Source organism: Streptomyces sp. NPDC060002, from assembly GCF_042737245.1.
GTDB lineage: Bacteria > Actinomycetota > Actinomycetes > Streptomycetales > Streptomycetaceae > Streptomyces.
On the sequence record NZ_JBHWUW010000020.1, the window covers coordinates 88,002 to 113,402 of the forward strand.

The 25,401-nt window shown below is 69.9% G+C and carries 12 protein-coding genes; 6 read left to right on the plus strand and 6 right to left on the minus strand.

Translation table 11 applies throughout. The features are described 5' to 3' along the window. Nucleotides 1-2 precede the first annotated feature (2 nt). From ACFWBD_RS19640 to ACFWBD_RS19655, 4 genes are all read left to right on the plus strand, one after another. The gene (locus ACFWBD_RS19640) at nucleotides 3-4,679 is read left to right on the plus strand and encodes a putative T7SS-secreted protein (protein WP_385668069.1); all 4,677 of its coding nucleotides are present in this window, start codon (nucleotides 3-5) and stop codon (nucleotides 4,677-4,679) included. Further along, a complete protein-coding gene (locus tag ACFWBD_RS19645) occupies nucleotides 4,676-5,461 on the plus strand; it encodes a hypothetical protein (RefSeq protein WP_385668071.1) in 786 nt (261 codons plus the stop codon). The genes ACFWBD_RS19640 and ACFWBD_RS19645 overlap by 4 nt, the downstream gene beginning before the upstream one ends. Nucleotides 5,462-5,912: 451 nt before the next feature. Beyond that, nucleotides 5,913-6,668 (plus strand): hypothetical protein, encoded by a 756-nt coding sequence (locus ACFWBD_RS19650; RefSeq protein ID WP_385668073.1) that lies wholly within the window; start codon nucleotides 5,913-5,915, stop codon nucleotides 6,666-6,668. A 43-nt stretch (nucleotides 6,669-6,711) separates the two neighbouring features. Then, the gene (locus tag ACFWBD_RS19655; RefSeq protein WP_385668075.1) at nucleotides 6,712-7,488 is read left to right on the plus strand and encodes a hypothetical protein; all 777 of its coding nucleotides are present in this window, start codon (nucleotides 6,712-6,714) and stop codon (nucleotides 7,486-7,488) included. A gap of 150 nt (nucleotides 7,489-7,638) precedes the next feature. Here the strand turns inward: ACFWBD_RS19655 and ACFWBD_RS19660 are convergent, their stop codons facing one another. The 5 genes from ACFWBD_RS19660 to ACFWBD_RS19680 all read right to left on the minus strand — a co-directional run bounded on the left by ACFWBD_RS19660 (nucleotide 7,639) and on the right by ACFWBD_RS19680 (nucleotide 18,423). Further along, entirely contained in the window at nucleotides 7,639-10,080 is a 2,442-nt protein-coding gene (locus ACFWBD_RS19660) for a UvrD-helicase domain-containing protein (protein WP_385668077.1), read from the minus strand. Beyond that, a complete protein-coding gene (locus ACFWBD_RS19665) occupies nucleotides 10,077-17,165 on the minus strand; it encodes a DEAD/DEAH box helicase (protein ID WP_385668079.1) in 7,089 nt (2,362 codons plus the stop codon). Before ACFWBD_RS19665 ends, ACFWBD_RS19660 begins: the two co-directional genes overlap by 4 nt. Nucleotides 17,166-17,319: 154 nt before the next feature. Then, the gene (locus ACFWBD_RS19670) at nucleotides 17,320-17,601 is read right to left on the minus strand and encodes a type II toxin-antitoxin system RelE/ParE family toxin (RefSeq protein ID WP_385668081.1); all 282 of its coding nucleotides are present in this window, start codon (nucleotides 17,599-17,601) and stop codon (nucleotides 17,320-17,322) included. Nucleotides 17,602-17,606: 5 nt separating this feature from the next. Next, nucleotides 17,607-17,864 (minus strand): type II toxin-antitoxin system Phd/YefM family antitoxin, encoded by a 258-nt coding sequence (locus tag ACFWBD_RS19675; protein ID WP_385668083.1) that lies wholly within the window; start codon nucleotides 17,862-17,864, stop codon nucleotides 17,607-17,609. 25 nt (nucleotides 17,865-17,889) lie between these two features. Next, nucleotides 17,890-18,423, minus strand: coding sequence for an ATP-binding protein (locus tag ACFWBD_RS19680; RefSeq protein WP_385668085.1), 534 nt, complete (start codon nucleotides 18,421-18,423; stop codon nucleotides 17,890-17,892). Between the two features lie 202 nt (nucleotides 18,424-18,625). On the opposite strand from ACFWBD_RS19680, the gene ACFWBD_RS19685 reads away from it, so the two are divergent. Together ACFWBD_RS19685 and ACFWBD_RS19690 are read left to right on the plus strand one after the other, a co-directional pair. Then, nucleotides 18,626-19,483: a helix-turn-helix domain-containing protein gene (locus tag ACFWBD_RS19685; RefSeq protein ID WP_385668134.1), complete on the plus strand. Its 858-nt coding sequence runs from the start codon at nucleotides 18,626-18,628 to the stop codon at nucleotides 19,481-19,483. Continuing rightward, the gene (locus tag ACFWBD_RS19690) at nucleotides 19,480-19,695 is read left to right on the plus strand and encodes a DUF397 domain-containing protein (RefSeq protein WP_385668087.1); all 216 of its coding nucleotides are present in this window, start codon (nucleotides 19,480-19,482) and stop codon (nucleotides 19,693-19,695) included. The genes ACFWBD_RS19685 and ACFWBD_RS19690 overlap by 4 nt, the downstream gene beginning before the upstream one ends. A gap of 68 nt (nucleotides 19,696-19,763) precedes the next feature. Here ACFWBD_RS19690 and ACFWBD_RS19695 read toward each other — a convergent pair whose 3' ends face one another. Further along, nucleotides 19,764-25,400, minus strand: coding sequence for an Eco57I restriction-modification methylase domain-containing protein (locus ACFWBD_RS19695; RefSeq protein WP_385668088.1), 5,637 nt, complete (start codon nucleotides 25,398-25,400; stop codon nucleotides 19,764-19,766). Nucleotide 25,401: the final 1 nt, after the last annotated feature.

Sequence of the window (25,401 nt, forward strand, 5' to 3'; positions counted from 1 at the left end):
GGGTGGGCATCGGCGACTTCATCAGTGACATCACGCCCGACTCGGTCGAGGACGCGGTCGAGGACGGCGTCGAGTGGGTGGGCAACCGGGTCGAGGACGCGGGCGACTGGACCGCCGACCGGCTGGCGGACGTCGGCTGGGAGTCCGGCGCGGACTGGGTGCGCGAGCAGTCCCGTTCGGTCGCCAACCGGCTGGGCGCCGAAGTCGACGAGATGGACCTCGGCCAGACCGAGGACAAGACCAAGCTGATCTACGGCAGCCCGGACAAGATCACCTCCACCGCCACGAAGCTCCGCGCCTTCCAGTCGGCCTTCGACAACGCCGGCAACGGCCTCAAGGGCCTCGACTCGTCCCGGCTCAAGGGTGAGACGGCCGACGCGCTGCGCACCGCGGTGAGCACCCAGCCGCCCAAGTGGTTCACCGGTGCCGACGCCTGCACGAAGGCGGCCGGCGCGCTGGACGCGTTCGCCTCCACCGTCACCTGGGCGCAGGGACAGGCGCAGACGGCGATCGACAAGTGGAAGGAGGGCGTCGAGGCCTCCGAGGACGCCGCCGACGCCCACCGCAAGAAGGTCGACGACTACAACGGCGCCGTCGACCGCTACAACGCCCAGCCCGCGGACAAGCGTGACCCGGCCTCGCTGCCGCCGAAGCCCGCGGCGACGTTCGACGACCCCGGCAAGAAGCTGATGCAGGACGCTCAGGACCTCCTCGCCGAGGCTCGCAAGCAGCGCAACTCGGCGGCGGAGACCGCGCGCACGGCGGTCCGCGCCGCCCGCGACATGGCTCCGCAGAAGCCGTCCTACGCCGAGCAGTTGGGCGACGGGATGCAGGAGCTGCAGCTCATGGGCGACCACGTCGGCGGTGGCGTCATCAAGGGCACGGCGGGGCTGCTGAACTTCGTCCGCAGCGTCAACCCCATGGACCCGTACAACATCACGCACCCGGCCGAGTACGCCACGTCCCTCAACAGCCTGGCCGCCGGACTGGTCGTGGCCGCCAACGACCCGGTCGGCACCGGCACCCAGATGGTCAAGGACTTCATGAAGGACCCGGCCGAGGGCTTCGGCCGGCTGCTGCCCGACATCGCGCTGACCGTGGCCACCGGTGGCGGCGGCGCCGCGGTGAAGGGTGTGCGGATCGCCGAGGAGGCCGCCGACGCCGCCCGGCTGCGCCGGCTGATCGACGACGCCCCGGACGGGACCCACCGCCGTCCGGACGGGGAGCGCAGCACCGACGGCACGGACCCGGTGGACCTCGCCACCGGCCGGATGTTCCTGCCCCAGACCGACCTGCAGATCCCGGGCATCCTGCCGCTGGTCTTCACCCGCCGCACCGAGTCGGGCACCGCGACCGGCCGCTTCCTGGGGCCCGCCTGGACCTCCACCGTCGACGAGCGTCTGGAGATCGACGCCGTCGGTGTCCTGCACGTCACCGCCGAGGGACTGCTCGTCCCGTACCCGCACCCGGCACCCGGTTCGCCCACCCGCCCGGAGGCGGGCCGGGCCCGCACGCTGCTGGCCCGCGACACCGACGGCGGCTACACGGTCACCGCCCCCGACAGCGGCCTGACCTTCCACTTCACCGCCCCGTCCGGCGGCGAACCGGGGGGCGACGGCGTCGCCTGGCTGTCGGGCATCACCGAACGCAACGGCCACGCCGTCGACATCGACCGCGGCGAGGACGGACGGCCGCTGGCCCTGGTCCACTCGGCGGGTCACCGGGTGAACCTGTCCGTCACCGACGGCCTGGTCACCGGTCTGTCCCTGGCCGGCGCGGGCGAGGGCGGGGCGGACCTGCCCCTGATGAGCTACGGCTACCAGGACCGCGACCTCACCACGGTCACCAAGCCGTCGGGCGCCGTCACCACCTTCGTCTACGACGACCGCCGCCGCGTCATCGCCTGGATCGACTCGGGCGGAAGCCGCTACGACTACGTCTACGACGACCGCGACCGCGTCGTGGCGGAGGGCGGCGAGGCCGGCCATGTCCAGATCACCCTGTCGTACACCGAACCGGACGCCGAGACCGGTCACCGGACGACGGTCCTGACCACCGCCGACGGCCGGGCCACCCGCCACGTCATCGACGACCACTGCCGGGTGATCGCCACCACCGACCCCCTCGGCCACACCACCCGCTCCGCCTACGACACCCACGGCAACCTCCTCACCCGCACCGACCCGTTGGGCCGCACCACCCTCTACGCCTGTGACGGGGAGGGTCACGTGGTGTCCGCCACCCGGCCCGACGGGAGCGTGCTGCGCACCGTGCGCGGCCCGCTCGGCCTGCCGGTGGAGGTGATCGGCCCGGACGGGTACCGCAGGACGCAGGAGTTCGACGAACGCGGCAACCGCACGTCGGTCACCGACGAGGCGGGCGCCACCACCCGCTACACCTACGACCACGCCGGCCGGCTCACCTCGTTCACCGACGCGCTCGGCGGCACCACTCGCGTGGTGTGCGATGCGGCGGGGCTGCCCGTGGAGGTGACCGGCCCGGCCGGTGCCACCACACGCACGGAGCGCGACGCCCTCGGCAGGCCGGTCCGCATCACCGACCCGGTGGGCGGTGTCACCCGCCTGCAGTGGCACGCCGACGGGCAGCTCGCCCGCCGCACGGGCCCCGACGGCGCCACCGAGTCGTGGACCTACGACGGCGAGGGCAACTGCCTCACCTCCACCGACGCGGCCGGCGGGGTCTCCCGGTTCGAGTACACCCACTTCGACCTGCCGCTCGCCCGCACCGGACCCGACGGGGCACGTTACGAGTTCGAGCACGATGCCTCCCTGCGCCTGCGGCGCGTCACCGATCCGCACGGGATGAGCTGGGTCTACGAGTACGACGCCGCCGACAACGTCGTCCGCGAGACCGACTTCGACGGCCGCACCCTCACCTACCGCTACGACGCCGTCGGGCAGCTCGCCACCCGCGTCGACGCGCTCGGCGGGACCGTCTCCTTCGAGCGCGACCAGCTCGGACAGGTGGTCCGCAAGGACGCCGGCGGAAGGGTGACGATGTACGCCTACGACCGGACGGGACGCCTGCTGGAGGCAGCCGGACCCGACAGCGACCTGCGCTACCAGTACGACCGCCGCGGGAACGTCAAGACCGAACTCGTGGACGGCCGCCCCGTCACCTACGCCTACGACGCCCTCGGCCGCGTCACGCGCCGTACCACCCCCACCGGGCACGTCACCACCTACACCTACGGCGCCGACGGCACGCCCCTCCGCCTGACCACCGGCCCACACCACGTCGACTTCACCCACGACGCCGCCGGCCGGGAACTCGCCCGCGTCCTCGGCGACGCCGTCACCGTGACCTCCGCCTGGGACGAGGCCGGACGGCTCACCGGACAGCACATCACCGCCCGAGCACGTGCCGTCAACAGCCGCGCCTACGCCTACCGCGCCGACGGCCACCTGCTCTCCGTCACGGACCGGCTGTCGGGCGCCCGCACTTTCGACCTCGACCCGGTCGGCCGGGTCACCGCCGTGCACGCCCATGACTGGACCGAGCGCTACGCCTACGACGCGAGCGGCAACCAGACGTCGGCGGACTGGCCGTCCCGCCACCCGGGCCATGAAGCCACCGGACCGCGCGCCTACAACGGCGTCACCCTGACCCGTGCCGGAGGCGTCCGCTTCGAGTACGACGCCCTGGGCCGGGTCGTCCTGCGGCAGAAGACGCGCCTGTCCCGCACACCCGACACCTGGCGCTACGAGTGGGACACCGAGGACCGCCTCACCGCGGTGACCACCCCCGACGGGACGCGGTGGCGGTACCGCTACGACCCGCTCGGCCGCCGCACCGCGAAACAGCGCCTGGCAGCCGACGGCGAGAGCGTGGTCGAGGAGGTCCGCTTCACCTGGGACGGCCCCACCCTGTGCGAACAGACCAGCCACCGGCCGGATCTCCCGCACACGGTCGCCCTCACCTGGGACCACCGGGCCGACGTGCCCCTGGCCCAGACCGAACGCATCCTCACGGCCGACGACCGCCAGGAAGAGATCGACCGCCGCTTCTTCGCCATCGCCACCGACCTCATCGGCACCCCCACCGAACTCATCGACGAGACGGGCGAGATCGCCTGGCGCACCAGGAGCACGCTCTGGGGCACCACGGCCTGGTCCCGCGACAGCAGCGCCTACACCCCGCTCCGCTTCCCCGGCCAGTACTACGACCCCGAAACCGGCCTCCACTACAACTACTTCCGCCACTACGACCCCGAGACCGGCCGCTACACCTCCCCGGACCCCCTCGGGCTCGGCCCTGCGCCCAACCCCGCCACCTACGTCGCCAACCCACATTCCTGGACGGACCCGCTCGGGCTCGCCCCGTGCCCTCGGGGGGCGTGGGCGGACAAGGCCGATTTCTCCAGCCAGAAGGTGATGAGCAAGAAGTTCCACGCTCACGCGGGCGACTTCCTCGACAGTCCCGGCAATCTGAACAAGGCCAACCTGCAACGGTTCGAAGAGGCCATGCGCGAACACATGACAGCAGACGGAACGAAGATCTACCGGTACGACTACAGAAATCAGGGACCGGCGGTCGGGTTCATCGACCCGGCATCTCAGAAAATGGTCATGCTGCACGCCGATGGTAAGTTCTGGTCGGCCTGGAAACTCGGCGACAAGCAGTTCCAGGGAATCATCGACAAAGGGTTTCTGTGGTGACCGATCCAGAACACGGAAAGTCATCGGACCTGGGGGTCGTGCTCGATACGGACGGCACTTTCACCTCGTCCTGGCTGCTTGGGAAGTCCGTGGCCCCGGTGCCCGTGGGCGCTCGGATCGACGCGGCGCTGGCCCGCCGGATCACGGCCGGCTGCCGTGCCGTCGGGGCCTCGTACATCCTCGCCACGAGCCTCGCCGACCACTCCGGTGCCACATCCCGGCTTCCCGCCGACGCGGACTGCAAGGGCATCCGCCCACCGTTCGTGCTGCGCACACCCGATGTGCAAGGAGCCGTGCTCTTTCCGGAAGAAGGCTATGCGCTGATCGCGGGTACCGCCGCTTTCATGGCCGCGGCCGTCAACGAGGGCACCGACACAGCTCGCGCACGCTTCGGCCGTCATGCGCGCGCTCTCCTGGAACGGCACCCCGCACTGGCGGCCGTGGCCGCCTCTCACCCCCCCGCCCACAGGGCGTGGTCCCAGCCGGGCGACGTCGACCCGGCCAGTGCGGCAGCACGGCAACTGGCGCTCCTGGACTCCTTCACCGACGGGACGTGCGGCGCGCCGGACTTCGCGCATGGCTGGTGGGAGGCCAGGCGGGCTTCCCAGGCGAACGGGGAGCGCCTCCAGGGAGCGCTCGGCGATCTCTTCGACCAGGTGTTCATGATCCTCGAGGACTACTCGGTCGACCCTGACCTGGCGGAACCGGGCGATCTCGACGACGCCGGACTCCAGACCTCCGTACGCACGGTCTGGGACGCGTTTCGCCACGGCGGAACATGAGCGGTTCCCCATGGTCACCGACGCCGGGTGCGGAAACCGGCCTGCACCACAGCGATGAAGGTCAGGGGTCATGAAGGACCGCCGGGCACCGGAGTGGCTGGACGCCCTTGGACACTGCGGGCTCGAGGTGACGGGGGAGGCGGCACCTGACGGCCCACCCGTGAACGCCGCCGTCCATGCGGTCAGCGGATTCGAGGTGGAACCGGTCGCCACGATCCCCGCCGCCGACCGCCACACCGCCGACGAACCGGACGAGGCGTGGCATCACCGTGCTGCGCGGGCTTCGCTCTACGGGGAGAACGGGGAGTTCCTCATCCTCCCGCCCGTACCCGCTCGGCGGCAGTCCGTCGGACCCCGGCAAGCCGGTTACGCACGAGGACATCGTGGAGGGCAGGATCCCCGGCAAGTTCGGCAACCTGGCCCCAGGAGTGCAGATCAGATGAGGCAGGAAATGACCACGAAACTGTCGTTCGACGGCGACTGGCGCGCAACGGTGACGGACGATCCGCTGCACATCACCCCCCGCTTCGCAGGCGACTCCGTACGCGTCATGCGCTACACAGACGTGGTGGAGCGTGAGCAGTTCGTCGCGGACACCTTCGGTAGCCGGCACTGGCTGTGGGACACGCCCGACGTCTTCCGATTCGCCCCGGACAACCGGAAACTGGTCGGGGTCGAACTCCAGCTGCCGTACGTGTCCGCCGCCGCCGAGACCTCCACCCGCCTTCCCGTCATGCCCGCCGTACGCCAGGGCGGGCTCCGCGCGGACGAGATCCGGGCCTTCCGGCATGAGATGTGCGCGGTGCTGTGCCGCGCTCCCGGGGACGCCGTACTGATCTGTCTGCGCGATCTCGATGTCCTCGACGAGCCGTTGGAGGCGTGTATCGGCATCGCCCCCGACGTGGCACTCCTCGTCCAGCACCACACCATCGTCGGCTGGAGCCTCACCGATCCCGCGCAGTACCTGACCACCGCGTACGCCGACCCCGACCCCGACCCGCCGTCACCTGCCACCCGTCGGCTGCTCACCGAGTGCCTGGACCTGCTCACCATGCCGCTGGTCGACGACCTGGTGGACGGCGAACCAGCCGCCCTGACCCGCCTCCGGGCCGCCGACGAGACCCTGCGCAACCAGCGCGAGGACCGGCGCCGGGCCGACGCACTGCTCGACCTGATCGCCACTTACGTGGAGGACTACGCAACGTGAAGGTGAACCGGCTGGCAGTGGACGGTCTGCAGGGTGACGAGCGATGAGACTCGTCCTCGACGACAACTGGACCGCGACGGTAGCGGGCGATCCGCTGCGTCACACCCCGCGCTTCGACTTCCGGGACTTCCGGGTGCGGGTCGCGGAGTACGCGAACGTCGAGGAACGCGGCCGGTTCCTGCTGGACACCTTCGGCAGTCAGCCGTGGCTTTGGGACACCCCCGACGAACTCCGGTTCGATCCGGAAGGCCGGGACCTGGTCGGCGCCGAGTTCCAGGTCGCCGGTGAGTCCGCCGATCCAGAGGACTCCGCCCGCCTTTCCACCACCCCCGCCGTCCGCCCGGGCAGCCTTCGCGCGGACGAAGCCCTGGACTTCCGCCTGGAGGTGACCGCGGAGCTCTGCCGAGCCCACGGAGACACCGTGCTCACCTGCCTGCGCGACCTGGACGTCCTCGACGAGCCACTGGAGGCACGCATCGGCATCGCCCCCGACACGGCACTCCTCATCCAGGACGGCACGGTCGTCGGCTGGAGCCTGACCGACCCGGCCCGGTACCTGACCACGGGGTTCGCCGCCCCCGATCCCAACCCACCCTCTCCCGCCACCCGTCGGCTGCTCACCGAGTGCCTGGACCTGATCACCACGCCGCTGCTCTACGAGGTGAGGAACCGGAACCCGGCCACCCTGGCCCGCCTCCGGGCACTCGACAAGGCCCTCCGCAACCAGTGCGAGGACCGGCACCGAGCCAACGCCCTGCTCGCGCTCATCAGCAACCTGGTCGAGGACTACGCCGACCGGCCGACCGGGCAGAAGCCCTGACCCACCGGCCGGCTCCGCCACACTGGTCGAGGACTACGCGAACGGGTGACGAGGGCCCGGCTGGCGGCGAGTACACCTCCGAGGGCGAGGGGGCGGGCCTCCATTGCTCCACCACGGTGGGCGACGGCCAAGGGCACCTCAAGGACGCGATCAAGCAGCGGCGGAACCCGATGAACCCGACGGCGGCCCGTCATACCTGAGCAGATCCGTGGCTCGGTGGGCGGTTGCGTCAGCGTCCGGCGGAAGGAAACGGCTGGCCTTACCGCTCCACGTGACGGTGAGCTCGTCCCGTGCGCGCGTCGCGGCGACGAACAGCAGGGAACGAGACCGCTGTTCCTCTTGCCGGTAGCGGTCGGGATTCTCCAACCGGTACTGCTCGATTCGCTGATGCGGTACCTGCCCCTCACCGACGGAGGTGAGGAAGACGCGCTGGAACTCAAGGCCCTTGAAGCGGTGCATGGTACCGATGCGCACGGCTTCCCGGCCGGAACGGACTCCGTCTCTGCCGAGTTCGACGACCGGGATCGAGAAGGGCTCCCGGGCCAGAACGTGGGCGAACTCCTGCGCGGAGCTCCCGTCGGGGACACTCACGGCCATCGCGGAGTACGGCGTGTCGTGAGTGTCGTGGCGCTCCTTGATGAGCGTGGCCACGGCCCGCATCTCGGTGAGCCGGTCGGGGGCACGCCAGAACTGCGGGGCCAGTCCCGTGAGGACGGAGCGGTAGCCGTCGAGAGTGTCGGTTCCGGTGTCGAGGTCGTCGAAGGTGGCACCCGTGAGCAGACCATTGGCGCTGCCCAGGATTTGGCGAGTGGTCCGGTAGTTGAGGGTGAGACGCCGTGAAGCTCGGCCACGGATCTCGATGCCCTGGTGGCTGAGGACGACGCGGTTGGCGTAGATCCGCTGGTGGGCGTCCCCGACGACGAAGATGTCGTTCGGTCCTTTGCGGACCATGGCACGCAGCATCCGCCAGTGCGAGGCCGACAGGTCCTGCGCCTCGTCGACGACTACGTGGTGATAGCGGGGCTTGAGCCACATGCCGCTGCCGGCCTCTCGGTGGACCAGGTCGCGACCGCCCTGTTCCTCCTTGTACCGGGCTTGTTGCTCGACCCGGGCCATGCGGTGCTGTTCGAGTTCGGCCGCCTGGTCGGCGATGAGTGCGTACGTCGTCTGCCGCGGCGGGGCGTCCAGGTGGGCCCTGTATGCCTGCACCAGCTGCCAGACCTCGTGGCGCTGGGCCGTGCTGATCCGGGGTCGGCCCGAGCGGCCCACGCGTCGGTAGGCGTCCCACGAACCGCACCGGCCTGCGAGGACCACGTGTTTGAACTCGGTGTCCAGGAAGTCGGCGTCGTACTCGAAGAGGTTCGTCTCGGTGCGAACGGTGTGCCACAGGTTCATGGCCGCGTCGTCGTCCACCGGCCGGCCCAGTTCCACCCGGGCCTCCTGGACGATTTCACGAGCCAGCGCGTCGACGGACTTGACGTCGACGCGGCGCAGCAGCTCGTCGCCGCCCAGCTGGTGCAGCCGTTCCCTGAGATCCAGTGCGAGGTTTGTGTTGTACGTGGTGAGCAGAACCGGACGGGAATAGCCGGCCGACAGCCGGTCCACGAGGTGCCGCACGCGGTGGAGGGCCACGACCGTCTTGCCGGTGCCGGGACCACCCGTCACCTTGGCGGATCCCTTGAAGTCGCCGACAGCGAGGCGTTTTTGCTCCGGGTGGAGAAACAGCCGCCAGGCGTCGAAGCTCTTGCCGAGGGCGCCGAGTACGGCATCGTCGTCGGTCTCGGCCTGGGAGACGGCGCGCCTGGCCGCCCGGGACCAGTCGTGGGGGTTTACGTGCTCCTCGGGACGCCACTTTTCGGTGATGTGTCGCCGCACGTCGCGCGGCTCCACACGAGCGTGCAGTGCGAGGAGGACGTCACGGGTGAGTTCCGGGAGGTTGTGGCTGAGCAGTGCTTCGAACTGTTCGTCCGTGCAGACCTTCCGCAGGGCCGACAGAAGCGAGGGGACCACGCCGAGCTCGACGAGGACCTCATCGTCGTAGCGGGCGAAGAGCGAAGTCCGCAGGCTGCTGGTGATGGGCGCGGGTGCGTCGGTCTCAGCAGTCGGCTCGTCCGGCGAGGCGACGGTGGCGGCTCCGTCTGGAGTTGCTTCGTCTGCAGGGGCTTCTTCCGGACTGGCTTCCGCCCGATCCGGCAGAGCGACGACGTTGGCGCTGACCTCACTCTGGTCGACCACTTCGATCGCACCCGACACGGGGTTGATCTCGACGGTGAGCCGGGCGAGTTCGTCACGGGCCAGGGCTCCGTCGCGCACCGCGAGGACGCGCATCTCGTCCCCGTCGTCGGTCGACAGGAGCAGGACCATGCAGTGGGTGTCGGCGTGCGCGAGATACAGGTCTCCGTTGTCGCCCGCGGCCCGCAGGAAGGTCCTGCGCAGTGCCCGGTTGGTTCGGTCGGCGCGCAGCCGGTGGACGAAGGTGCCGACCGCGTCCCCCACGGCCCCGCCTCGACGCCGGATGTCCTCGTGGGCCTGCAGCCCCACCTGCACCCGTGTCCTGGCCCGGCCCGCCGGACGGCCCACCCCGTTGCTCATTGCGCGACCCCCTTCTCGCCCAGCAGGCGGGCGAGTTCCTCCACGTCCCAGTCACCCGGCGCGCGCACGTGCCAGCCGGCTGACGCGCACTGCGCCATGTACTCGGTGTCCTCGGCGTCCTCCGACAGGACAATGCCGATCTTATGGGTGGGCCAGGCGAATTCGACCGTGCGTGACACGCCGTCGACGTCCCAACTCGCCTTGCCCGCCGGAACGTCCCCGTGATCCGACAGGTGCTTGGCGAGCGCCGCGACCTGTGGGTCGCCCCACTTGGAGAGTTCTCCGAGGACCAGCTGCCAGGCCGTTCGCTCCACAGGAGTCATGTCCACAGGAGTCATGTCCCCGGGAGCCATGTCCGCGGGTGCTTCGGCTGCCTTGGCGGCCGCTTGCTCCTCGGGTCCCATGGCCTCGGAGCGGGCCGACGGACGGTCCTCTGCCTCGTCCAGGTCATCGGGCACGTTGAGCCCGGTGCCCGGCGCCTCGCCGCGCAGCGCGGGCAGCAGGCCGGTGCCCGGACCGGCGGTGACGGCGAGCAGGGAGGCGTCGAAGGTGTCGAGAGTGGTGCGGGCGAGGGCGAGTCCGTCGGCCTGGCCGGCGCCGGTGGGGTCGAGGAACTGAATGATGTTGCCCCAGCTCAGCCAGGCTTTCCAACGGCGCCGGTGCTCGGGCCGGTCGCCCTCGACCGCTTCGGGCCGGTCGTCGAGTACGGCGAGGGCGCTCCAGCGCAGCGCCTTGCCGTCGGCACGCCGCGCTCCGGCGAGGATGAGCGGCAGCCCTGAACCGTCCCGGAAAGGGAGCAGTTTGAGCCCCTGCCCCGTGACGGCCGGGCCGGGCTCGTCACGGACGGCGGCCTCGATCCACCCGGTCGCGGTGACCGGGTCCGCGTCCACGAGGTCCTTCCTGCGGAGGAAGGCGGGCGCGCTGACGGCGAGTTGGGCGAGCTGCTGCCATTTGTTCAGCCTGGGATCGCGCAGGAATCCCAGGAGGGAAGGAATCGCCCCGCCGTACAGGAGAGCGTCCACCTCCGAGGAATCGCGCTTGAGGTCCTTCCACTGCTTGCGCACCAGTGCGCCCGGGCCGGTGTCGGAGGTCACGTCGTACGGCGGCCAGGCCGCGTCGGCCTCGGGACCCGCGATGACGGGGGCGAGCGGATCGCGCGCCTCGTCCACGTCCGCCGGCTCGTTCTTGAGGGCCTTCTCCCAGGCCACGACGTCGTCCCAGGTGACCTGCCAGACCAGTGTTCCGTCGGCGCGCAGCAGGGCCCGCTTGGCCGCGTCGGCCGCGATGCGGTTGGTGCGGGAGGAGGCGTGCCAGCGGTAGCCGTCGAGGTACACGGCGATCGGCAGCGGAGGTGCCCCGTCGGTCGTGGTTTCCCCGGCGACGGGACGGAAGAGCAGGTCGGGCCGGGTGCGGTAGCCGTGCAGGTCCTTCTGGGCGACCACCTCCCAGCGGACCGGGCCGCCGTCCGGCCGGGTGAGGGTGAACTGTTTGCCCTGCCTGCCGGTCGGCGTCTGGTCATGGTCCGCCGGAGCGCCGTTCTCGGGGGCCGCGAGCCAGCGGTCGAGGCACTCGATGAAGCGGCGCTCCAGGTCGCTCTCCGCCTGGTCGACGAAGCGGAGTTCGGCGTCGGCCGACTCCTTGCGGACGTCCCACCCGCTCCGCCCGTCGGCGCCGAGCAGGTTGTCCAGCATCCACAGGGCTTCCTGCCGGTCGAGGTCCTTGTAGTCCCGTTCCGGGGCATAGCCGAGCAGGCAGCGGTGGCAGGCGCGGCGCGGGGTGTCCTTGCAGGGGCAGTCCCGCAGCACGCGCTGGGCGTCGGCGAGCACCTCGCGGAACTCCTCGCCCACGCGGTCCACCAGGCGCTGCAGATAGCCGGTCCCGCCGGGCAGGGCGTCGTACAGAACCAGGTAGTTGCGGGTGAGGTCGGTCTCCCGGTCCGGTTCGGTGGCGGGCGCGGAGCGAATGTGCGCGGGGTCGCCTCCGTAGCGCAGGGCGAGGCCGAGGTGCAGGGCGGCGGAGAAGGAGGCGAGGCGCTCGGGCACGTTCAGCGTGGCGGCGGGCAGCAGGATGCGCAGCGCCTCCGTGCGGTGCTCGGTGGCGGTGATCACCTGCACGTCTTCGGGTTTGGCCTGCTTGTCGCGGCGCCGGGTGGGGCACCACGGCCGGTGGTGTGCGAGCTCGGCCCGGCCGAGCAGGGACTGGCTGAGCGAGTCCTGGGTGGGTCCGTGGCCGGGCTCCCGGTCGGTGGCGCCTCCGCACCGCGGGCAGACGGTGAATCCGGTGGGGGTCGCCACCTCCGTACCGGCGAAGTAGGTGTCGTTGCGCCGGCCGTGCCTGGCCTTGCCGAGGTTGAAGCGGCGGATGACCGCCTCGCGGACGTGGTCCACGCCGAAGGTGGTCTTCTGGTGCCGCCAGGTCTCCTTGATGTCCTTGACGTCGACGTCGACGGCGGTCACGGTGCTGTACGTGGTCCGGATGCGGTTCTCGTGGTCGTCGACGATCCGGGCGTCGTCCCGCTTGTCGTGGGCGGTCACCTTGCGGGGAACGACCACCTGGAACAGGGCGTTGCGCCCGCCGATGCCGGGGCCGCCGCAGCGAGGGCAGGGCAGGGTGTCCTGCTCGGCGCGCGCACCGGTGCGGACGTGTCCGCACTCCTTGCAGACCCGCCAGGTCTGGAGCCCTACGGGGGCGCCGCCCGGGGTGTCCTTCCGGCTGGGGCCGAGGTCGAAACCGTCGACGACGTGCTTGTAGCCGCGTACGTAGTAGGCGTTGCCCGGGGCGAGTTCGGTGAGGGCGGCCTCCGCGGGCCGGTCGTAGACGCGCGGGTCGGTGCTCCACTTGGCCTTGGGAGCGTTTGCGCCTTCGGCCCCCTCGTCCGCCGTACGTGCCTTGCGGGCGGGCTCCTTGTAGCTGAGCATCGCCTCCAGGCGTACCCCGTCCTCGACGAGGCTGTAGTTGGGCAGCAGCCCGTGCTCGACGAGGAAGCCCTGGGCGTCGGACTGGGCCATCTGCTGGAGCCGTTTGGCCACGCCGGTCGCCTCGCGGGCCAGGCTCCGCTTCTCCCGTGCCTCGTCCTCCACGGCTTCCTGAAGTGCGTCCGCCGCTTCGTTGATCATGACGCGGCGCTGGGCGAGTTCGGCCCGCTCGGCCTCCCACGCCCGCTCCGCGTCGTCCAGGTCCTGGGACAGCTTGGTGTCGGCGAACCGTCGCAGCGCCTTGCGGGCGTCGGACGAGGCGCCCGAGCCGGGGACCCCGTCGATCTCGGGGAAGAGGCGCAGGAATTCGTTCGCGAGGTCCACCCGGCCGGCCGTGGCCTTGCGGAACTGCTGCAACCAGCCGGTACGGCCGACGAGTTGGGTGACCCGGTCCGGCAGCGGAATGACGCCCTCCAGCGCGCCCCGGGCCGCCCGGTCGATGAGGAACGCGGTGTACTGGCGGCACAGCAGCTCGCCGGCGGACAGGAAGCAGCCGGGCGGCAGGATGGGGCCCGCGATCAGGTGCCGCGGCTCGGCGAGGTGGTACAGGGCGCGGGGGCTGGTGTCGGCCAGCGACACCATGAAGGCGTTGCCGGTGGAGCGCCCGGCGCGGCCCACCCGCTGCACGTAGCCGGCCGTGGACGGCGGCAGGGAGGCGAGGATGACCGCCTCCAACTGGCCGATGTCGATGCCGAGTTCGAGGGTCGGGGTGCAGGACAGCACGTTGGGGTCGGTGTGCTTGACGCCGCGCCGGAAGCCTTTCTCCACCTCCTCGCGTTCCTTGCGCTTGAGCACGCCGGTGTGTTCGGCGGCGACCACGCTGTACGGCTTGGCCTCCCGGTACAGGCGCCGGTAGTAGTCGGAGCTGTGGTCGCGGGCGGCCCGGCCGCCCGCTTCTTTGGCGGGCCGGGTCAGGGCGCCCTCGCAGCGCTTCAGCGGACAGCGCATGCCCTGCCACACCGAGGCGCGCTCCGGCGGCACGGTCTGCGTCCAGCCGCACGCCGGGCAGGTGAGGACGGCGAGGCCGGTCTGCTCGTCGTCCAGCGGTCGCACGCGTACGTGGCCCGGGGTGAGCCCGTACACGCCGTGCTCGCGCTGTTTGTCGGCCGGGTTGGTCCGCCGCCGTGCCAGTGCGCCGATCTTGTCGTCGGCCAGCTGCTCGAACAGCGCGGCCAGGTAGGTCTGCGCCAGTTCCCGGTCCAGGCCGAGGCAGCGCTGGGTGAAGTCGACGTACCAGCTGTCCCGGGTGTCCACCCGCTCGAAGTCGGTTTTCCCGCTGCGGGCGCCGACCAGGACGAACGCGGGAGCCTCGGAGTGGCGGCCGAACGCGGGCATGCCCGGGGGGCGGCCCGTGGAGACCGGATGGCGGGTGCGGCCCTCCTCGTCGATGAAGCGGTCCAGCCAGGCGTGGTGGATGCCGCCGATCTGCCGGACGTGTTCGAGGAGTCCGCGGACATAGCCCTCGAAGTAGCGCAGCCGCTCGGGGCTGCCCTCGGCGGGCAGGGCGTACTTCGGCGCACTCGCGCTGTCCGTGCCCTGGTCTGCCGGACGCTGCTCGTCGGCGTCCGCTGCCGCGGCGACGGGCAGGAGCCGCTCCGAAGCGACACGGAACAGGGACGCGGCCGCCTCCGCCGCCCGCTTCGCGTTCGGCAGATGCACCTCGGCCGCGACCGTACGGGTCAGTTCGAGAGTGCGGCCCAGGCGGGAGTACAGACCGAACTCCAGCAGGGTGTTGAAGGCGAGGCGCTCGCCCACCAGCTCCCACGTCGACTCCGGGATGCGCTTCCTGCCCGCGAGCAGACGCTTGACCTGGTCCACGTCGTGCAGGTCGGGCGGTATGACGGAGGCGAGGAGTCGCTCCTCCGGCACGGCGGCCCGGCTCACCAGGGCGGCGATCAGCTCGTTGAGGGGGACGCCGTCGGCCGCGAACCCCGGGTCCGTGCGAACGCGCTCGGACAGCTGCTCGTGGATGAGCGAGCGCAGCGAGAACTTCCAGGCCCGGCTGGCCACGAATCCCGCGCGGTGGGCGGCGTCCTGCACCGAGTCGTTGAAGATCAGTGTTCTGCGGCGGTCCCGCTTCTGCTCGTCCCGGTCCGGCAGCTCGCCGCCGGTGAAGAGCTGGGTGACCACGACCGAGGCGAGCGGGGCGACACCGGCACCGAGGAAGCGGACGCCCTGGGCCTGCCCGCAGGCCGGACAGCGGTCCTGCTTGGCGTAGTCGCTCGCCTCCTGGTTGTCGAACCAGGCCCACACGAAGACGCCGTTGTCGGGGGCGGCGGCGATTGCTCCCCCGTCCAGGAGGACCTCGTCGGGATCCAGTTTGCGCAGCGCCTTGCCGTTGTCCTCCAGGACCATCAGGGTCGCGTCGTGCGCGGCGCCCCGGCGACCGCGCTGGGCGCGACGCGCCAGCGTGGCCCGGGCCTGTTCTGCGGCCTCCGCCGGGGTGGCCGCGATCATGGCCCGCACCCGGCCCTTGGCGGCGCCGCCCGCCGCACTGGCGCGGTAGATCTCGTCCGGCGCGTGCACCAGGTTCTGCGGATTGCGGTCGGGGCAGATCGCGGACCATCCCGATCGGCCGCAGTGCCGGCAGTAGGCGGCGGGCAGCCGTCCCGACGACCGCACCTTCCGCCGGCGCTCCACCTGCGCGGCCACCGCCACCGCCCGCCGCTCGACGTCATCGCGGTCCTGCGCGTCCAGGGCTGCCTGATCGGCGTCCGACCAGGAGAACACCGGTTCCGGCGCGACGAACCGCAGCACCCTGGACAGCGCCCGCAGCCACAGATGCGTCTCCACCAGCAGCAGCGGCCGCTCCTTGCCGGCGGGCGCCTTGGGGTCGCGGGCCACGGAGATCAGCGCCACGAAACGCGCCAGGGCCTTGGCAGCGGTCTCGGGGTCCTGCACGGCCACGGCCCGCCATGCCGAGGTGGCGTCGAACTCCTCCAGCACCTCCACGGCCGTAAGCGGCGCGTCCTTGGCGTGCAACAGGGCGTGGGTGAGCGGGTGGGCGAGCAGACGCCGGCCCAGCTCGCGCGGGTCGGCCGTGTCACACGCCACGGTGGCCCGCGCCACCGCGTCCATACCGCCGGGCGTCCGCACCGGGTCCGGCAGGTCGGCCAGCTCGACGGGGGACGGCAGGGGCAGCGAGCGATCGACCGGGGAGAGGAACTCGTCGATGTCCCGCCGGTCCTCCCCCACCACCGCGTCGTCCGGGAACCGCGTCCCGAACACCTGCGAGGCCACGTCCAGCATGGCCCGCGCCCCGCCCGCCGCGCCGTCGGAGCCGAGGGTCGCGGACGTCGCCACGGGACAGATGGACCCCAGCGGCCGCCCCTTCTCGTCGGCTCCGACGACGGCCGCGAGCCGCCGCAGCAGCATCGCCACGTCGGTGCCCTGCGCCCCGTCGTAGGTGTGGAACTCGTCGATCACTACGTACGCCACGTCGGCGTCCCGCCACAGGGAGGCGTCCTGCTGCCGCTGGAGCAGCAGATCGAGCATCTTGTAGTTGGTGATCAGGATGTCCGGCGGGTTGCGGCGGATCTCGGCCCGGTCCACCATCACCCGCCCGTACGGCGGCTCCGAGCCGCGCGCCGCCGACGCCTCACCGATGTACAGCCCCGCCGTGACGTCCCCGAGCCGGTTGTCCTCGTCGAGCTGCTCCCCGAGGCGGCCGGCCTGGTCGCCCGCGAGAGCGTTCATCGGATAGAGCAGGACGGCCTTGATGCCCGCCTTCCCGGCCTCCCGCTCCCGGCGGCAGTGGTCGAGTACGGGGATCAGGAAGGACTCCGTCTTTCCGGAGCCGGTACCGGTGGTCACCAGCGTCGGCTCGGGCCGGTGCCCGTCCTTGCTGGTCAGCCGGGCGAAGGCCTCCGCCTGGTGCGCGTAGGGCTGGAAGTCCCCCGGCCGCCAGTCCAGGTGCCGTTGCCAGCCGTCCGCCGCCGGGCGGAAGGGGCGCCGGATACGCAGATACGGCCCCCGGAACAGCCCGTCGGCCGGGTCGGTGAGGAAGTCCTCCAGCGCGTCCTGGGTGTCGGGCTCGGCCAGCGCGAACGTCGTCGTCAGATACTCGACCGTGGTGTCGCGCAGCGTCTGCGCGGCGAGTGTGGGTCTCATGACGCGCCCTTGCCCCCGTCTCCCGTGTACCGGCGTGCGATCCGACCGCCCCGGGCCAGGACAACTGACCGGGACGATCGCAATCGATCACGTTCCACTCTACGAGGGTGAACTGACAGTGCCCTCGGATTCTCCGGGATCGGACAGCGGGAGCTCAGGGAGCCTGGCGGTAGGCCTCGCGCCGATTGCCGACGGCCAGGACCCACACGATCAGCCGATCGCCCTCAATGGTGTATACGACGCGGTAGTCGCCGACCCTGAGCCGCCATCGGGCGCTGTGGCCCCGCAGGGCTTCGACGTCGAACGCCGCGGTGTCGCCCGAGTCCATGGCCTTCTGGAGTTCGGAGAGGCGATGCAGGATGCGCAGGGCGTCCGGGCGCGGGATCTTGAGCATGTCCCGCTGCGCATGCGGCGTGAAGCGCGTGACGTGCCCCATGGGGGTCAGCCCTGATCGGCGCGGAGCAGGGCGGCCATCTCTTCGAGCGAGACCGCCCCTTCCACACCTTCGGACTCGGCTTCGTCGGCCAGCCGGTTGAGCCATGCCTCTTCGGCGTCTTCGGCGATCCGGCGCAGGCGCTGGTACTCCTGGATGTCGATCACGACGGCTTCCTGTTTGCCGCGCCGCGTGATGATCGTCGGGGTCTCCTCCCGGCGGGCACGGTCGATGACGTCGGCGAGGTGGCTGCGGACGTCGGCCATGGATTCAACTACGGGATCACCCATGTCACGAATGTAGCAGTTGTACATGAAGCCCTTGGCTCTCAAGCACGTACTCCGCCCAGACCGTCTTGCCCGGACCGTCGGTCCGGAGGTGCCAGTCCCCGCGGGTCGCGAGTCCGGCGACGAGGAGGAGCCCCCGGCCGCCGGCGTCCTCGACACCTGGGGCGGGCAGGGCCTCCGGGCGGGGCGGCATGCGTTCGGCCCGGGTGTCGGTGACCTCGACGCGGGCGGTCCGTACGCCTGCGATCGCCTTCAGACGCAGATGGAAGTCCCGCCCGGGGACGTGGCCGTGCCGCACGGCGTTGGCGGCCAGCTCGGCAACGATCAGCACGATCACGTCGTGGTGGTAGGTGTCGTACGGAATCCCCCACGCGTCCAGCCGGTGCGCGGCCAGTCTCCGGGCGAGGCGAGCACCTCGGGGCGTGGAGGTGAAGCGCATCTCGAAGGTGTGGTCGAGCAGGGAGTGCGGGGCGATCAAGTAGTCGGTGGGGCGGGCGGGTTCGGTGGTACCGCTGGGGCTGCCGGGCTTGCTCGTCATGCCGACAACGGTCCCGTTGGTGGCGTAGCGTGACCAGTGGTGACGCACCGACGCGGACCGGTTGTACGCGCGGTGTCGGTACGGGTACGAGACGCGCGGCGTGACGACGCTCCCGGGCGAGCGTTGGGCCAGGGAGGCGGTAGTGGTGAGCGAGCGTGCGGATGCGGACGCGGGGGCCGTTGGGACGGTCGACGGGGCGACGGTGAGTTTCGGGGACGGCGAGGAGAACGACGACGGTGGAGGGCGGCGGCCCGAGGGCGAGTCCGGCCAGGGCGTGGTCACCGCGTTCGGGCAGAGCATGAAGACGCTGCGGTTGCGGGCGGGGATGGAACGCGAGGCGTTCGGCAAGCGGCTCGGGTACTCGGCCTCCAGCATCGCGTCGTTCGAGCAGGGCAGGAGGATTCCTTCGCCCCGGCTCATCGAGCGCGCGGATGAACTGCTGGGGGCGGACGGGCTGCTGACCGTATGGAAGGAGCAGGTGGAGCGGGCTCAGTATCCGGTCTTCTTCCAGGGGATGGCCGCCTTGGAGAAGAAGGCCATTGAGCTGCTCTCTTACGACACCCTTGTGGTCAAAGGCCTGCTCCAGACCGAGGAGTACATGAGGGCGCTGCTCGCCATGCGACGCCCTCCCCTGGACCACGAGACTATCGAGCAGCGCGTGAACGCACGGCTGGCCAGGCAAGACATCTTCGACCGGCGGCCCACGCCGTTGCTGAGTTTCGTGATGGACGAGGCGGTCCTGCGGCGCCGGTACGGCGGAAAGGACGTACTGCGAGGTCAGCTGGAGCACCTGCTCCTGATCGGCCAGAAGCGGAACGTCGAGATTCAGGTCATGCCGCTCGACTACGAGGAAAGCGCGGGCGTGGACGGACCGTTCACGGTCATCACGCGCGAGGACGGCAAGAAGTTCGTGTACACCGAGGCGCAGGGAACGAGCGCCCTGCAGACCGACCCCCAACAGGCGGCTCTCGCCGCCGCCCGCTATGGGATCATCCGATCGCAGGCTCTCACTCCGCGAGAGTCCTTGGAGTTCATCGAAAGGTTGCTGGGAGAGCTATGAACAACGCTGAGTCCTCGGCCGTCGCGTCCGACCTCGCCTGGTTCAAGAGCAGCTACAGCGGAGCCGAGGGCGGCGACTGCGTGGAGATCGCGGCCGGTACGGGAGTTGTACACGTCCGGGACTCAAAGGCCGTGGCCGGGCCGGTCGTCCGCGTTTCGCGTGAAGCATGGGCGGGGTTCGTCGGGGCGGCATCCTCGGAGCGGAGCGCCTGACGGTCGTCCCTACGCGAGAGCCCTGCCGGCCCTTGTCGGGCGGCAGGGCTCTCGCGTAGGGCGCCGGGTCAGGTGGCGGTGGCCTCCGGAGGCTGTGTGTCACCGGGCTCCCAGCCGGCCTCACGCAGACGGCGGGTGAACTCGGCGTGGGCGGCACGCATCTCGTCCTTGCGGTGGGCCCGGTAGAGGGGGCCGGTGTAACCGTCCGGGACGGTGTACTCGTTCGGGAATGCCTCGTGTGAACTCAGCTGCTTCCAGGCGTCCTTGGGCTGACCATAGCCGTGCTGCTGGTGTGCCTTGGCGATACGGCGGCCGGTCGCGTCGAACCACATGTTCTCCTCGTACTGTTGGCGCACGGGAAAACGTGTTTCATACATAGCTACTAGTTCAGCTGCGCTGATACCCAGCCAGACACCGACGAGCGCATCGATCTCAACGAGCGCTGCGCGACGAGCGAACTCTGTCCGAAGGGGAGTTTCAAGGCTCCAAGCGTGACGAATGCCGTCCGTGAGCGGAGGTGCATCATCCGGCCACACTCCTGCTCCGGCCCAGAGATCCTCTTGCCAGCAGGCGTCGTACAGCTCCTCCCAGAGCGGGGCGAAGACTGACGTCTGACAATTAAGCCGCAACGTTCTGAGTAGTAGGGCATTAGCAAGAGGGTGCTTGGGATCTGGCGCAGGGAAAATGCTAGCGTCCGAAACATCCATGTGCTCTCGGTTTGTAATGCGCTGCATATATTCCGCTGGCAGCGCCGCAAAGAAACCGGCAGCCAATGCCGTCTGCCGTTTCGAGATGAACGCCATACTGCGAACGGCATGTACGTGTGTGGGGCCCGGAGGGATCAGGCAAGCGTGCAGTACCCGCTCGTTTTTCAGCCGACTCATCTCACGCCAAGCCATGCGGAAAAAGTGTGAATATGGACGCGTACTGATTTTACGGAATCTCAGGTGTACCAGCGCGGCCAGGTCTTCCTCGGATAGTTCCGGGTGCTCCAGCAGAATGGAAGCGCGAGCGGATTCACTCTCAACCGGGTCCCTCATGAGTCGATCGTACTCTTCTTGATCAAACCACTGGTCCTGCTTGGCGATAAAGTCGCTAACCGCTTTACGGCGCCGGTAACTTGTACGGGGTATTGCATTTCCGGGTAGACGCACATGATCCCAAGGCTCCAAGTCACTGGAGATGCGTGCACCGTCAAGAGGCTGCTTGGCAAAGGGAGTGGCGGCCGTGAAAAAAGTTCCTTGAAGGATCACATCGCCCCAGCTGACCACCGGGCCTGCGTCCCAAGCGAAATACCCTGCCGCTCGGTCGATCTTTTCGTTGAAACCACTGCTGATCGGACGGCCAAGCATGCCAAGACGGTGAGGCCATCTAGCGAGTGCGGCAATAGCGGACTTTTCAGCCTCTGTGACAGGGAAGAGCAACTTCGCTTCCTCTACCGGTGGAGGGTTTTCCTCGCCGAGCAAATCACGCCAGTCGGCTAGCGTCGCCCGATCGATAGTGAGAATCCGCTGTTCATGAGGACGCAAATCCCATACAAACTTATCCTTCTGCGAATCATATCGCTTGATAGCTGGAAATTCGCCTGTTCCATCGTGAAGCAATGACTGTCGCAGCACCGCAGGGTGGAATAGCCAGCTAATATTCTGGAACGAGATGTCCCGAGACTCTCCGTAAATATTCACACTGAACCGGGTACTATGATCGACCGGAGGCGCAAAAAGGCGCAACTCGTTCACGAACTCAGCGTGCAGCCGAAGGTGTTGGTAAGCAACTCGACGGAGAGCCCCTTCCTCGGATCCTCGCAGATGCGTAGAAGGATGAATAAGCCCCGCCATCCCGCGCTTTCCAATTGCCCGCCAAGAAACTAGCATGAACGCCCGATACATATCCGGCCGTGTCCCCGCCAGCTCGGGATACGTATCGGTCGAGGAGAGGAACTCGGAGACGCCTGCCACGGTCTCCAACTCGGCTAGATAGAATGACCGATGTCCAGGCTTGCCGAGCGCATCTGCCACGTTCAATTCCCAATCGGCCTCGGCGTCCTTCCCGCCCAGCACGAACCACGGCTCGATCTCCGCGAGGACCCCGTTCTCGTCCCACTCCTGCCGTACCCACGGCGGATTCCCCACCATCAAGTCGAACCCGCCCTCCGCGAAAACGTGCGCGAAGTCCAACTCCCAGTGGAAAAAGCCCCGTTCGTCGGCGATTCGCTGAACCGTCTCGTACCACGGGAACGTGTGCCCGAGATCAGCGTGCCGGGACCAGGCAGTGGCCTCGGTCATCTTCTCGTCGAGTTCGTGCTCCTTCGAGTCGAGCTCGTCCAGGCTCTTCACACCCTCGAAGGACAGAAGGGAAGCCTGCTGCCCCTCCCCCGTGTCCACATCGACCCGCCCGACCACGGACTCCGCGAACTCAAGCCAGTCCTCCAGCGACTTGAGAGCGACCCGTCGGTCACCGTGACCCTTCGGGAGGGCGGTGAGGTCCTCGCCCTTCGGCCGGTACCAGAACTCGTCCGAACCGTCCAGCAGCCCGATCTCCTCCAGCGGCCAGAACCACAGCGCGCACCAGGCGTCCATGACCTGCTTGAGCCGCCAGTAGGGGGTGCCCTTCCGGTGCAGCGCCTCCAGCACGGCATCGCGGTCCATCGGGGGACGACCCTCACCACCGGGCCCCTGCCCCTGCCCGTCCCGAGGAACCGCCGCGCCCCACACGTCCACGTGCCGCGAGATCTCCTGCTCGGAGAGCGTCAGCCGCATCACGACCAGGTCCCACAGGTACTCGACGCGCCGCGCGAGGCCGATCAGACGTCCCGTCTGCGTCCTGGCCCCGGGCTCCTCGTCGTCCTCCTGCGCGGCCCTGGCCAAAGGAGCGGCGGCTGCCTTGACCCGCGAAGCACCGCTGCTGCCACTGCCGCCGCCGTCCCCCGACGACAGGCCCAGCGACGGCTGCTCCCAGATCTCCAGACCGAGATCGAAGGCACCCTGTCCCAGCGCCGCGTCCTTCTCCGCCTGCTTCGCCGGAGTCGGCGCGGCCTTGGTCTTCGGCGGGTTCCGCCTCGGATCCCCCTTCGGATTGCGTCGCATGGCCGAGCGCCACTTGCGCATCGCCTCGACCAGCTCGGGCTCCAGCCAGTCGACGACGTCGCCGTCGACCACGGCCTTGACCGTCTCCTCCGGCGTGCCCTTCTTCAGGGTCCGCAGGGACACCTTCTCGCCGATGGAGCCCCAGCCCATCGCGGGCAGCAGGAACTGGTGCACCTCCCGGGCCTTCAGCTTCTCCCCCAGCGGCACGTGCCTCGGCCGCTGTTGATCCTTCGACGTCAGCCAGCCGCCCTTGCTGAGGCTGTTGCCGGGGTACACCTTGCGCGCCGCGCCGATCAGGGAGTTGCCGCGGTGGAGGTGAAGGCCGTACCAGGGGGCCTTCATGCCCCGGTGCATGGTGTTCAGCCACAGGGAGATCTCGGCGAGTTCGACCGCCGTCTCGTTGAGGTCGACGCCGTACGCGTTGTGCAGGGCGATGTACGCCTTCGCCTTCTGCAGCTCGCGCTGGTAGTCCTCGGGGTCGATGTCGACGCCGCGTTCTCGCTGGGCGAGCTTCAGGTACAGCTCGGCGAGCTGGTTGACGGCCTCGTTGAGGAACGCGCCGGAGCCCAGGGCAGGTTCGCAGACCCGCCACTTCAGGACGTCGGCGGCGTTGACCCAGGCCTTCTCCGGTTCCCTCGGGTCGACCTCGCCCTTCTCGTCGAGGCGGAAGCGCAGGGTCTGCTCGACGGTGGCCTGGGTGAGGGACTCCGGCGTGTAGTAGGAGGCGCTGGTCTGGCGGTCGCGGCCGGCGAGACGGTAGACGTACGAGTCGACCTTGTGCGGCAGCGGCACCCGCTCGTTGGTCTCCGGATTCACCTCCGTCTTCACGAACACGCTGTCGTCCGGGCCGTCCGGGTACCGCCCCGAGGACACCTGGCTCGCCCGGATCAGCCAGGAACCGCCGCTCGGGTCACCGCCCTTGGCGACCTCGTACAGCGGCTCGTCGGCGATGAACCCGGTGTAGGACATCAGCCCCTCGTACACCGCGCCCAGGTGGTTGATGCTGAGGTTGGCGTACGAGATGAAGCCGCCGCGCCCGCCGCGGCCCCGGCCTTCGACGACGGTCAGGTTGCGCAGCACCTGGTGCAGGACCTTGTTGCGCAGGCGCAGGTCGAGGCGGCGGGCCGTCTCCGGGGCCGTGCCGTCGGGGGCGAGGTCGTCGGGGGCGAGGTCGTCGGGGTGGGTGATCTCCTGGTCGACGAGCTTTATCGACTTCGGGTCGAAGAGACGCGAGCGCAGGGCCTCGATGCGGACGCTTTCGTAGCCGTCCTCCTCGGACAGCTCCGGCGTCTCGCTGTCCGTGGCGGCCGGAAGCGCCTTGCGCGAGGTGACGGTGTCGGCGACCGGGTGGCCGGTGAAGACCTTCTCGAACAGCAGGGCCAGGGAGTCGTGGAAGTGGTGGCGATCGCGCGAGGCGCTGGACAGCTTCTCCTGGACCACCAGCTCACGCAGCCGGGCCACGCTGTAGCCGGAGGCGTACTCGGGGCTCTTCATCGGGAGAATGTCCAGCTCCGGGCGGGCCTCCGCGTACAGCAGGAACAGAATGCGGTACAGGTAGCGGAGCGACTCGTTGGTGAGCAGACGCGGCAGCGCGCCGGGCTCCGCGAGGGCGCCCGGGAGCCACTCGGGAAGGTCGGCCGGCCTGACGCCTCGCCGGCCGGCCAGTTCCAGCACCTCGTTGGCGACCAGCTGGACCGACTTCTTGAGGCCCTCGCGCAGATCGGCGGTCACGCCGACCGAGTGATCGCGGGACTCCGCCACCAGGCGGGCGATGTCGTCGTCCCCGCCGTCCTCGGCCGGACGCAGCGACTGGGCCCCGAACAGGGCGGCGATCACGTCGAGTTCGCCCGCCGTCGCGCCCTTCATGCCCTTGCGGGGCAGTGCCACCTCCAGGCTGACCGCCAGGTTACGGCCGCGCGCGTAGTTCTCCCGGTCGGCGAGGACCAGCACTCCGCCGAACAGCAGGAGCGCGTAGCGGGGCGCGTCGTCGGCGGACAGCAGCCAGGCCGCCAGGTCCGTGACCGTGGTGAGGGTCTTGCCGGAGGCGACGCGGACGGGGACGGCCAGGCGGTTGGCGGAGCCGTCGGCGCGCGTGGCGGCGATGTCGTCGGCGAAACCGCCGGTGAGGACGGCGATGCCCGGTTCGCTGTGGGCCACCGGCACCGCGACCGGGCCGGCGGCGCCCTGCACGGTGAGGTGTCCGGGGCTCGGGGTGAAACCGAGGGCGTGAAGCACGCGTCCGTGCCAGGCGGCCAGCCCCGCACGCCACGCGCCTTCCGGGCTGTCGTCGTACGCGCGGGGTGCGGTGGCGGGCTGGAACGCGGGCGGCTCGTCCGCGCCCGGGTGGGCCTTCAGCGCCTCGGTCGCCGTCTGCTGGGCCGCGATCGCCTCGGCGTCGGGCAGGACGTTGTACTTCTCTGCCTCGCCGCCCACCTTGAGCCGTACGTCGAGGTAGGGGCCCGTGAGGTCGCGCAGTCCCTGCCGAGGTGTGGGCCGGCCCTGGCGCTCCTCGGCCGTCCACTCCTTCAGGCGGCCGGTCTTGAGCTGCTTGGGCAGGATCTCGTCCAGGTAGAAGGGCGGGAAGTACTCACCCTCGTTGGTCAGAGCGTCGAACTTCACG